This is a genomic window from Pseudomonas sp. DWP3-1-2 (assembly GCF_049896285.1).
Taxonomy (GTDB): domain Bacteria; phylum Pseudomonadota; class Gammaproteobacteria; order Pseudomonadales; family Pseudomonadaceae; genus Aquipseudomonas.
In genome coordinates this window covers 191,220-202,670 of sequence record NZ_JAFCTZ010000005.1, presented here as the reverse complement: position 1 = coordinate 202,670, position 11,451 = coordinate 191,220, and the positions used below count along the sequence as shown (strand labels likewise).

The window sequence follows — 11,451 nt, the reverse complement described above, 5'->3', positions numbered from 1 at the left end:
TGTCATCGAACATGACGCCGAATCTATCAGTTCAGACTTGACGGTCAATAAAATTCTGACCTCGCAGTCAGGAAAGAGTGATTTTCTGTCATTTGCCGATTAACGGCGTGCGCCGGTCGCAATAAACGGATACGACGATGTTCAAAGTTTTGCTTATTTCATGCCAGTTTCCACCCCCATGGCCCTGCGCCTCAGGCTTGGGTTGGGATACACTGCGCGGCTTGGTTTTAACGAGTATTTGGGATAGTCATGACGTTCAAGGCACCGGATAGCCTCGCCGAGCAAATCGCTCATCATCTTGCCGAGCGAATCATCCGTGGCGAACTCAAGCCCGGGGAGCGCATCCAGGAACAAAAGGTCACGCAGGCGTTGAACGTCAGCCGTGGCTCGGTGCGCGAAGCACTGCTGATTCTCGAACGCCGCCATCTGGTGGCGATCTTGCCGCGCCGTGGGGCACAGGTGACCGCGCTCAATGCGCATAACGTGCAGAGCCTCTGCACGCTCATGAGCGAGCTGTACATTTTGCTGGCCCTGGCAGTGGCCGATCGTTGGAAGGAACCGACCGATCTGGCGCCGTTCCTGCAAATCCAGCAGCGCCTGATCGCCAGTTTCGAACGCCAGGACGTCAAGGTGTTCGTCGAGGACAGCTTCAATGTCATGCGCGCGGCCTTTCCGTTTGCGGACAACCCGTACCTGCAGGAAACGGTGGAGAACCTCCAGCCGTCCATGAGCCGCAGTTACTATCTGGCCCTGGAGCAACGCAAGGCCGATATGAGCGAATACCTGACGCTGTTCGCCCAGTTGCTCGAAGCCGTGCTGGCCCGCGACGCCGTGCAGATTCGCGCGGTATTGACCCGCTATGGCCAGCGCAGCTGCCAACTGGTGCTGTCGGCGCTGGGAGCAAACTGACCTCATGCGCCTGAAGTGCATCAAGCTGGCGGGGTTCAAATCCTTCGTCGACCCCACCACGGTGAACTTCCCCAGCAACATGGCGGCAGTCGTAGGCCCTAACGGCTGCGGCAAATCCAATATCATCGACGCCGTGCGCTGGGTCATGGGCGAAAGCTCGGCCAAGAACCTGCGCGGCGAGTCGATGACTGACGTCATCTTCAATGGCTCCACCAGCCGCAAACCGGTGAGTCAGGCCAGTATCGAACTGGTGTTCGACAACTCCGATGGCACGCTGGTGGGTGAATACGCCAGCTACGCGGAAATTTCCATTCGCCGCAAAGTGACCCGCGACAGCCAGAACAGCTATTACCTCAACGGCACCAAATGCCGTCGGCGGGACATCACCGATATCTTTCTGGGCACGGGCCTGGGGCCGCGCAGCTACTCGATCATCGAGCAGGGCATGATCTCCAAGCTGATCGAAGCCAAGCCTGAAGATCTGCGTAATTTTATTGAAGAAGCGGCGGGCATCTCCAAGTACAAGGAGCGCCGCCGCGAGACCGAAAACCGCATTCGCCGCACCCATGAAAACCTCGCCCGCCTGACGGACCTGCGCGAAGAGCTGGAGCGCCAGCTCGAGCGCTTGCATCGCCAGGCCCAGGCCGCCGAGAAGTATCAGGAATACAAAGGCGAAGAGCGCCAGCTCAAGGCGCAACTGTCGGCCTTGCGCTGGCAGGCGCTGAATGAACAGGTCGGTCAGCGCGAAGCCGTGATCGGTAATCAGGAAGTGGGTTTCGAGGCGTTGGTGGCTGACCAGCGCAGCGCCGATGCCAGCATCGAACGCCTGCGAGACGGGCACCACGACCTGTCCGAGCGCTTCAATCTGGTGCAGGGGCGCTTCTATTCCGTGGGCGGCGACATTGCCCGGATTGAACAGAGCATTCAGCACGGTCAGCAGCGTCTGCGCCAATTGCAGGACGACCTGCGCGAAGCTGAGCGCGCGCGGCTGGAAACCGAGTCCCATTTGGGGCACGACCGAACCCTGTTGGCCACGCTGGGCGAAGAGCTGGAAATGCTCGAGCCCGAGCAGGAAATGACCAGCGCCGCCGCCGAAGAGTCCGCCGCGTCTCTGGAAGATGCGGAAACCGCGATGCACGGCTGGCAAGAGCAATGGGACACCTTCAATCAGCAATCCGCCGAACCCCGGCGTCAGGCTGAAGTGCAGCAGTCGCGTATCCAGCAACTGGAACAAAGCATGGAGCGTCTTGGCGAGCGCCAGCGTCGCCTTGGCGAAGAGCGACAGTTACTGGCCGCCGCCCCTGAAGATGCGGTGATTCTCGAACTCGGCGAAGACCTCGCCACGCTGGAAATGACCCTCGAAGCGCTGCACGTCAGCGAAGAGCAGGCCGTGGAGCGTGTCGAACAACTGCGCAGCGAGCTGCAACAGGCCAATCAGGCGCAGCAGCAGGCGCAGGGCGAATTGCAGCGTCTCAATGGCCGATTGGCGTCCCTGGAAGCCTTGCAGCAGGCAGCGCTGGACCCTGACACCGGCACCGCGCAATGGCTGCGCGAACACGATCTGGCCGAGCGGCCACGGTTGGCGGAAGGCTTGCAGGTCGAGGCGGGCTGGGAGCTGGCAGTGGAAACCGTGCTGGGTGCCGATTTGCAGGCGGTGCTGGTCGATGACTTCGACGGGCTTGATCTGGCAGGCTTTCAACAGGGTGACTTGCGTCTGGTCAACCCGTCGGCCGACGCGGTGCGCATGCCAGGCAGCCTGCTGGAAAAAGTCGACAGCGACCTGGACTTGTCCATGTGGCTGGGGCAGGTCAAACCTGTGGAAACCCTTGATGATGCCTTGGCCCAGCGCGTCAATCTGGCCGCCGGGCAAAGCCTGATCAGCCGCGACGGTTATTGGGTCGGTCGACATTTCCTGCGGGTCCGCCGCGCCAGCGAAGCGCAAAGCGGCGTGCTGGCGCGCGGTCAGGAACTGCAGCGTCTGGGCCTGGAACGCGAAGAGCGCGAGGCGACCCTGGCGGCTCTCGAAGAACAACTGCTGACCCTGGGCGAACAACAGTCGTTGCAGGAGCAAGCCCGGGAGCAGGTGCGCCGCCGCGTGCAGGACGAAACCCGGCAACAGAGCGAACTGACCGCGCAGCTCTCGGCGGCCAAAGCCAAGGTCGAGCAACTGACGTTGCGCCGGACGCGCCTGGACGAAGAGTTGGCTGAGCTGGGTGAGCAACGGGCTATCGAACACGAAAGCCTTGGCGAGTCGCGCCTGCAATTGCAGGACGCGCTGGACGCCATGGCACTGGACACCGAACAGCGAGAATTGCTCCAGGCTCAACGCGATAGCCTGCGCGAACGCCTTGATCGTGTGCGTCAGGAAGCCCGTCAGCACAAGGATCACGCCCATCAGTTGGCCGTGCGGTTGGGCTCGCTGAGGGCGCAACATGACTCCACGCGCCAGGCGCTGGAGCGTCTGGAAATGCAGTCCGAGCGTCTGACCGAGAAACGTGAACAACTGAACCTGAATCTGGAGGAGGGTGAAGCGCCTCTGGAGGAGCTGCGGCTCAAGCTAGAGGAACTGCTTGAGCGGCGCATGGTGGTCGACGACGAAATGCGTACCGCGAAAATCGCTCTGGAAGACGCTGATCGTGAGTTGCGTGACGCCGAGAAGCGCCGTACCCAGGCCGAACAGCAGTCGCAATTGCTGCGCGGCCAACTGGAACAGCAGCGCATGGAATGGCAGTCCCTGACCGTGCGACGCAAGACGTTGCAAGACCAATTGCTCGAAGATGGCTATGACCTGCACGGCGTGCTCGCCATACTCACGCCCGAGGCCAACGAAAAGGACGCTGAAGAAGAGCTGGAGCGCATCGCCGCCCGTATTCAGCGCCTGGGTGCCATTAATCTCGCGGCCATTGACGAATATCAGCAGCAGTCTGAACGTAAGCGTTATCTGGACGCGCAAAACGCCGATCTGGTGGAGGCGCTGGACACCCTTGAAAATGTCATCCGCAAGATCGACAAAGAGACGCGCAACCGCTTCAAGGAGACCTTCGATCAGATAAACAGCGGAATTCAGGCACTTTTTCCTAAAGTTTTCGGTGGTGGCTCTGCTTATTTGGAACTGACGGGCGAAGATTTACTCGATACAGGGGTAACAATCATGGCGCGTCCTCCGGGCAAGAAGAACAGCACCATTCATTTGCTGTCCGGTGGCGAAAAAGCCCTGACCGCATTGGCACTGGTTTTTGCGATTTTCAAACTCAATCCAGCGCCGTTTTGCATGCTCGACGAAGTTGACGCGCCACTGGACGATGCCAACGTCGGACGCTACGCCCGACTGGTCAAGGAGATGTCTGAGACAGTTCAGTTCATTTACATCACTCACAACAAGATCGCCATGGAAATGGCGGATCAGTTGATGGGTGTCACCATGCACGAGCCGGGGTGCTCGCGGTTGGTGGCCGTGGACGTTGAGGAGGCGATGGCGTTGGTGGATGCCTGATTTTTGCTCCGTTCGCAGCACGGGAAGTGGCTATTTAATAGCGCGCTGTGCCGCAGTCTGTGAGGCAGTTACCGCTTCTGGCGCAAGTCATATGTAAGAGACGGTGTAAAGTTGCCTTTGGTCGTGCTAGCTTAATGTCCACTTTTTCTTTTCGCGTGGGCAAATTGCCAGTCAGAACATGGACTTGGCACCACGTTTTAAAGGGGTTTAGGCCCTTATTTTTCAGCATTCTTTATTAGAGGCACTGGATTACATGGAAATCGGTCTGCGCGAGTGGCTGATCGTCATCGGCATTATTGTCATTGCCGGTATTCTTTTCGATGGCTGGCGCCGTATGCGCGGCGGCAAAGGCAAGTTGAAATTCAGGCTCGACCGAAGCTTCTCCAATCTGCCGGACGACGATGATACGTCGTCCGCCGAGTTGCTGGGTCCGCCGCGTGTGCTGGACACTCACAAGGAGCCCCAGCTCGACGAGCATGATTTGCCGTCGATGAGTGCCAGCCCGCGTGACAACAAAAAACGCAACAACAAGCGCAAGGACGAGCCACAACAGGGTGACCTGAACCTCGATCTGGATGGCCCGAGCCTGTTCACCGGACGCGACGATGAGTTCCCGGAAGACAAGCCCAAGCAGCGCATCACCGAAGACAAGGACCTGCCACCGGTGGAAGAAGTCCTGGTGATCAGCGTGATTTCCCGTGACGAGAGCGGCTTCAAGGGCCCGGCGTTGCTGCAGAACATTCTTGAGAGCGGCCTGCGATTTGGCGAAATGGACATCTTCCATCGTCACGAGAGCATGACGGGTAACGGTGAAGTGCTGTTTTCCATGGCCAACGCGGTCAAGCCGGGGGTGTTCGATCTGGACGATATCGACCATTTCAGCACCCGTGCCGTGAGCTTCTTCCTCGGCTTGCCGGGGCCGCGTCATCCCAAACAGGCCTTTGATGTCATGGTCGCTGCGGCTCGCAAGCTGGCCCATGAGCTCAACGGTGAATTGAAAGATGACCAGCGCAGCGTCATGACTGCGCAGACGATTGAGCATTATCGCCAGCGCATCGTGGAATTCGAGCGTCGTGCGCTGACTCAGCGTCGTTGATCAAGGCGATGCAAATTCTGTAGAAGCCAACTTGTTGGCGAGGCGGTTTCAAGTCAACCGCCAACAAGCAGGCTCCCACAGATGTAGCCAAAACGCATCACCATTTGAGCAGCCCCGGCTGCTCTTTTGCATTTCAAGAGAACACCGAATGAAAGCCGCCGAAACCCGAATCCTGGAGCTGCGCGCAGAACTGGACCAGCACAACTACCGCTACCACGTGCTCGACGAGCCGAGCATTCCGGACGTCGAATACGACCGGCTGTTTCACGAGCTCAAGGCCCTTGAAGCGCAGAACCCCCATCTGGTCACGCCGGACTCGCCGACCCAGCGGGTCGGTAGCGAAGCGCTTTCTGCGTTCACTCAAGTGCGTCATGAAGTCCCGATGCTCAGCCTGGGCAACGCCTTCGAAGAAAACGACATGCGCGAATTCGACCGCCGTGTCACCGAAGGCCTGGATTTGCCGGCGGTTGATCTACTGGATGCCGGGGCCAAGGTGCAGTACAGCTGCGAGCCGAAACTCGATGGCCTGGCGGTCAGTCTGCTGTATCGCGACGGCGCGTTAGTGCGCGGCGCTACCCGTGGTGACGGCACAACCGGCGAAGACATCAGCGTCAACGTGCGGACGGTGCGCAACATCCCCCTCAAGTTGCACGGCAGCGGTTGGCCACAGACCCTGGAAGTGCGTGGCGAAGTGTTCATGTCCAAGGCGGGCTTCGAGCGGCTTAACGCCAGTCAGCTTGAAGTGGGCGGCAAGACCTTCGCCAACCCGCGTAATGCTGCCGCTGGCAGCCTTCGTCAGCTGGATTCGAAAATCACCGCCAACCGCCCGCTGGAATTCTGCGCCTATGGTCTGGGTCAGGTGTCCGCCGAGTTTGCCGACACGCACATCGGCAATCTGAACAGACTCAAGGAATGGGGCATGCCGGTCAGCCGGGAGCTGAAGCTGGCGAACGGTATTGAGGAGTGTCTGGCGTATTACCACGACATCGGCGAGCGTCGCCTGTCGTTGACCTACGAAATCGACGGCGTGGTGTTCAAGGTCAATAGCCTGGCGGCGCAGCGCGAACTGGGTTTCCGTGCCCGTGAGCCGCGCTGGGCCATTGCCCATAAATTCCCGGCCATGGAAGAACTCACCGAACTGCTGGACGTCGAGTTCCAGGTGGGCCGGACGGGCGCCGTGACCCCCGTTGCCCGCCTGAAACCGGTCAAGGTCGCTGGCGTCACCGTCGCCAACGCCACGCTGCATAACATGGACGAAGTTGCACGCCTGGGCCTGATGATTGGCGATACGGTGATCATTCGCCGGGCTGGCGATGTGATTCCGCAGGTCGTGCAAGTGGTGCTCGAACGGCGTCCGGAAAATGCCCGGCCGGTGGAGATTCCCCAGACGTGCCCGGTGTGCGGCTCTCATGTGGAGCGCACGCAGTTGATCAAGCGCAGCAAGGGCAAGGAGACCGTCAGCGAAGGTGCGGTTTACCGCTGTGTCGGGCGTCTGGCCTGCGGCGCGCAGCTCAAGCAGGCGATCATTCACTATGTCTCGCGACGTGCGATGGACATCGAAGGGTTGGGCGACAAGACCATCGAGCAATTGGTGGACGAAAAGCTGATCGGTTCGGCGGCGGATCTTTACGGCTTGAAATTCGAGCAGATCGTCGACCTGGAAGGCTTTGCGGAAATCTCCAGCCACAAGTTGCTCAAGGCCATCGAAGACAGCAAGCGCCCGACACTGGCGCGCTTCATCTATGCGCTGGGCATTCCCGATGTGGGGGAGGAGACAGCCAAGGTGCTGGCGCGCTCGCTGGCGTCCCTTGAGCGGGTCAAGCAGGCCCTGCCGGAAGTGTTGACCTACCTGCCGGATGTGGGCCTGGAAGTGGCGCACGAGATCCACAGCTTTTTCGAAGACGAGCACAACCGCAACGTCATCGACGCGCTGCTGGGCGAGCGCGGCCTGCAATTGCAGGATGAGGGCGAGCTGGGAGCCGAATTTGCCGCCAGTGCGACCCTGGGTGGCCTGATCGACAAATTGAACATCCCTTCGGTCGGGCCTGGTGCCGCGCAAAAGCTGGCCGACAAGTTCGGTTCGCTGCAAGCGGTGATTCAGGCTGACTGGCTGGACATGCGCCAGGCGTTGCCGGAGAAGCAGGCCAAGGCCGTCCGGGACTTCTTTGACAATAGCCAACACGCCGCGCGCGGTCTTGCCATCGAAGCGCAGCTCAAAGAATTCGGCATGCACTGGCAGAGCGAGAAAAAGGCTGTCGAAGGCCTGCCGTTGGCCGGGCAGACCTGGGTGTTGACCGGTTCGCTGGAGCTGATGAGTCGTGACATCGCCAAGGAAAAACTCGAAAGTCTAGGCGCCAAGGTGTCCGGCTCGGTTTCGGCCAAGACCCACACCGTCGTGGCCGGTCCGGGCGCTGGCTCGAAACTGACCAAGGCCAATGAGCTGGGGTTGAAGGTGCTGGATGAGGACGCGTTTGTGGCGTTTCTGAAAAAACAGGGCGTCGCGGTGGAGTAGTCCCTGTTGGAGCGAGGCTTGCCCGCGAATTGCATTTTCAGACAATACCTTTATCGCCTGAAACGACACCTTCGCGGGCAAGCCTCGCTCCAACGGGATCTGTGCTTCATCAAATCCACGGAACGACCATAACCGCCGATGATCTAGTGCTTGCAGGCTCACAAGGAGATCGTCATGTACCGGTTTTTCGAACAACTCAGTTCACGTATCTCGGCGCCGTTCGCCGTTGAAACCAAACGCAACAGCAAGGTCTGGCAGTGCCGTTGCGGTCAGTCGATCTTCTTTCCCAATACCCAGTGCCTGGCCTGCTCTGCAGCGCTGGGTTATTTGCCAGAACAGGGACGCCTCAGCGCGCTGGAGCCCGGCCCGGAAGATAGCACCTGGCGCTTGAGCGACGAGCCCGGTGCCGGGTTGTATCGGCGTTGTGCCAACCTCAATACGCCAGCGGCTTGCAACTGGCTGTTTCCCGAGCATAACGCCGGAAAATTCTGCGTCGCCTGCAGCCTTAACCGGACGATTCCTGACCTTTCGATCCCGGAAAACGGCGAGCGCTGGTGTAAGGTCGAAACCGCGAAGCGCCGACTGGTGGCGCAGCTGATCTCATTGGGCCTGCACGTCATCCCTAAAACACGGGATGAAGAACGAGGTCTGGCGTTCGATTTCGTCGGCGTGGATCTGGAAGGTAAATTGCCCACCACTGGCCATGCCAACGGGCTGGTTACCCTGGATATCAAGGAGGCCGACGACGATCATCGCGAGAAGGTTCGGGTGCAGATGCTCGAACCCTATCGAACGCTGTTGGGACATTTCCGACATGAAGTCGGGCACTACTATTGGGATCGTTTAATCGCCGACACGTACTGGCAGGATGGCTTTCGCCACCTGTTCGGTGATGATCGGGCCAGTTATGCCGATGCCCTGGATCATCACTACCGGAACGGCGCCCCGGCAGACTGGCAACAGGGTTTCGTCAGCGCCTACGCCACCATGCATCCCTGGGAGGACTGGGCGGAAACCTGGGCCCACTACCTGCACATGATGGATGCGGTGGACACTGCGCTGGGTTTTGGCATGAGTGCGCGGGATATGGACCTGGACTACCGGCCATTCCCTCTGGAAACACTGTACGACCCGCAGCATCCAGGAGGTCCGGCGTTCCTGTCGTTCGTCAATGCCTGGATTGAACTGGCCGGTATGCTTAACGAGCTGTCGCGCAGCATGGGCCAGCCGGACTTCTACCCCTTCGTGCTGTCACCCGCAGTCATTACCAAGCTTCACTTCATTCATCTGGTGATCCAGGACGCGGGCGGTAAAGCAGACGAGGTGTTGCAGGCGCAATGATCGCCGAGGAGTGAGCTTGTTCGCGAGACGTTATTCCTGATCACGCAGGATCACCGTCTCGCCAACGAGTTGGTGCCTACAGAGTCAACGACAAACGCCGTTCAAACCCGATCCGCCCTTTATAGGCTTCGCCGGTATCTACCCAGCCTTGACTCAGGTAGAGGTTTTGCGCGGCCTGGTTTTCGGCGTCCACCGAAAGCATCACGTGCTTGATATCCGGCCACTTCGCCTTGACCGCTTGAGGCAAGGCTTGCAGGCATGCTTTGCCCAATCCACGCCCCTGCATCCGGTGATCGATCTGCAAGGCGTGCAGGGTCGCGGTGTCGCCGGTCGCCCAATGGGGCAAAAAAGCGCCGCGTTTGAGCATGAAAAAGCCGACGGCATGATCGTCTGCCAGCAAGACGAAACCCTGAATGTCAGGTGTGGCTCTGACCAACAAGGTGTTCAAGGCCGTGTCGATATCCCCTGAATAGGGCAACTGATGCGACAGGATTTTCAATTGTTCAAGTTGTTCGCGCTGGATCGGGGTCAAGACTTCATAACTGACCAGTTGAGTGTGCATGATGAGCCTGTGCAGCGGTTTGGGGGAGGGCAGGCAGATTACAGGGGAATCCCGGGATCGCCTCACAAAAAAATCCAAGTGCTTGAGCGACCTCGGATTTTTTATCCAAACCAACGGTTGTAACTTCGCGCCAGACCGGTACAATGGCGCGGCTTGCCGAGAGGCCAGCGTCGTTATGGTGACCTCATCGGTCCCCCCGCAACGATTACCCGTGAACCTGGTCAGATCCGGAAGGAAGCAGCCACAGCGGGAACATTGTGTGCCGGGGTGTGGCTGGTGGGGTTGCCTCCATAACGTCCTTCGCAATACCTCAATCCCGTTCCGTTGTGCCCCCAATCATCCCCTCTGCTGGCAATGTCATGGACATCATGGTTCAGACTCTTTAGCGTCTCGCATAAAGCGCTTCGTCATGGGGATCCTGCCGTGGACCGTATTCAGCACCTGCAATTGATGGCTGCCTATAACCAGTGGATGAACCAAAAAGTCTATCAAGCGGCGGCCGGGCTTTCCGGGGAGCAGTTGCACGCCGACCGCAAAGCGTTTTTTGGCTCGATTATCGGCACGCTGAATCATCTGGTTGTCGGCGATACTGTCTGGCTCAAGCGCTTTGCCCGTCATCCAGCGGGCCATCAGGCCCTTGAGCCCGTCAAGGTCCTTGACGATCCGTTGGCCCTTGATCAGGTGCTGTGTCCAGAGTTAAGCGCGCTTGAAGCGCGGCGGCAGATGCTGGATCAGGTGATTATCGAGTGGACTGCGCAATTGTCCGAATCCGATCTGGATGCCGTTCTGTCCTACCGCAATATGGCGGGTCTTGAAGCTCACAGGAATTTCTACGGCCTGTTGACGCACTTTTTCAATCACCAGACGCATCATCGCGGGCAGACAACGACGTTGCTCTCGCAAGCAGGCGTCGATGTCGGCTCCACGGATTTGTTGGGGCTGGTGCCTGAAGAGATCGTCTTATAGAGCGTGTCCCGCCAGCCATTGCCCCACATCAAACGACGGACACGCTTTGATGAATTCGTTCGGGGTGATTTTGCCGTCCCCGTTCTTGTCGGGTGACAGGTCGCGGTGCCCAAGAATCTTTGCCTGCGGATACCGCGCGTTGAGCTTGTCCAACAACACCTTGAGGGTGGCGAATTGTGCCGGGGTGAAGTTGTTCTCGGGTGTGTTGTTGGCATCTACGCCACCGGCCAGACAGATGCCGATGGAGTTGCTGTTATGGCCCCTGACGTGGGCGCCGATTGCGCTTTCCGGGCGACCGGTTTCCAGTTCGCCATTGCGGCGGATGACATAGTGGTAGCCCACGGTGTCGAAGCCGCGCTGGATGTGCCATTGGGTGATGTCCCTTACGCCAATGTCGGCGCTGGTTTTCGTCGCGGAGCAGTGGACGACGATCAAGTCGGTGCTGTCACGGTCCTTGAACGTTGGGGTCGAGGGTGTCGCTGTTGCTTGGTTCATGGCTGCATTCCTTGCAAGGTTTTTGGAACCTTGTAAGGAACACGCCGGGCAACGGGGTCACAAGTCGACCGCTTGAG

At 59.2% G+C, this 11,451-nt stretch carries 8 protein-coding genes and 1 other RNA gene; 7 read left to right on the top strand and 2 right to left on the bottom strand.

Annotated elements, in window-relative coordinates; all coding sequences use genetic code 11:
• Positions 1–249 precede the first annotated feature (249 nt).
• The 5 genes from ACP7B0_RS14325 to ACP7B0_RS14305 all read left to right on the top strand — a co-directional run bounded on the left by ACP7B0_RS14325 (position 250) and on the right by ACP7B0_RS14305 (position 9,351).
• Complete coding sequence (locus tag ACP7B0_RS14325) at positions 250–909, top strand: GntR family transcriptional regulator (RefSeq protein ID WP_426142062.1); 660 nt, start codon at positions 250–252, stop codon at positions 907–909.
• A 4-nt stretch (positions 910–913) separates the two neighbouring features.
• Positions 914–4,402: a chromosome segregation protein SMC gene (gene smc, locus ACP7B0_RS14320; protein ID WP_426142061.1), complete on the top strand. Its 3,489-nt coding sequence runs from the start codon at positions 914–916 to the stop codon at positions 4,400–4,402.
• Positions 4,403–4,655: 253 nt separating this feature from the next.
• Positions 4,656–5,498, top strand: coding sequence for a cell division protein ZipA (gene zipA / locus ACP7B0_RS14315; RefSeq protein WP_426142060.1), 843 nt, complete (start codon positions 4,656–4,658; stop codon positions 5,496–5,498).
• A 148-nt stretch (positions 5,499–5,646) separates the two neighbouring features.
• Positions 5,647–8,010 (top strand): NAD-dependent DNA ligase LigA, encoded by a 2,364-nt coding sequence (ligA, locus tag ACP7B0_RS14310; protein WP_426142059.1) that lies wholly within the window; start codon positions 5,647–5,649, stop codon positions 8,008–8,010.
• Between the two features lie 174 nt (positions 8,011–8,184).
• Positions 8,185–9,351, top strand: a complete 1,167-nt coding sequence (locus tag ACP7B0_RS14305) for a zinc-binding metallopeptidase family protein (protein ID WP_426142058.1) — start codon at positions 8,185–8,187, stop codon at positions 9,349–9,351.
• A gap of 76 nt (positions 9,352–9,427) precedes the next feature.
• Here ACP7B0_RS14305 and ACP7B0_RS14300 read toward each other — a convergent pair whose 3' ends face one another.
• Positions 9,428–9,913, bottom strand: a complete 486-nt coding sequence (locus tag ACP7B0_RS14300; protein ID WP_426142057.1) for a GNAT family N-acetyltransferase — start codon at positions 9,911–9,913, stop codon at positions 9,428–9,430.
• A gap of 185 nt (positions 9,914–10,098) precedes the next feature.
• Here ACP7B0_RS14300 and ffs point away from each other — a divergent pair.
• An RNA gene (gene ffs / locus ACP7B0_RS14295) (signal recognition particle sRNA small type) lies at positions 10,099–10,195 on the top strand.
• A gap of 141 nt (positions 10,196–10,336) precedes the next feature.
• Positions 10,337–10,879, top strand: coding sequence for a DinB family protein (locus ACP7B0_RS14290; protein WP_426142056.1), 543 nt, complete (start codon positions 10,337–10,339; stop codon positions 10,877–10,879).
• Here the strand turns inward: ACP7B0_RS14290 and ACP7B0_RS14285 are convergent.
• Entirely contained in the window at positions 10,874–11,374 is a 501-nt protein-coding gene (locus ACP7B0_RS14285; protein ID WP_426142055.1) for a peptidoglycan recognition protein family protein, read from the bottom strand. The two genes, ACP7B0_RS14290 and ACP7B0_RS14285, sit on opposite strands and share 6 nt — an antisense overlap.
• Between the last annotated feature and the right edge of the window lie 77 nt (positions 11,375–11,451).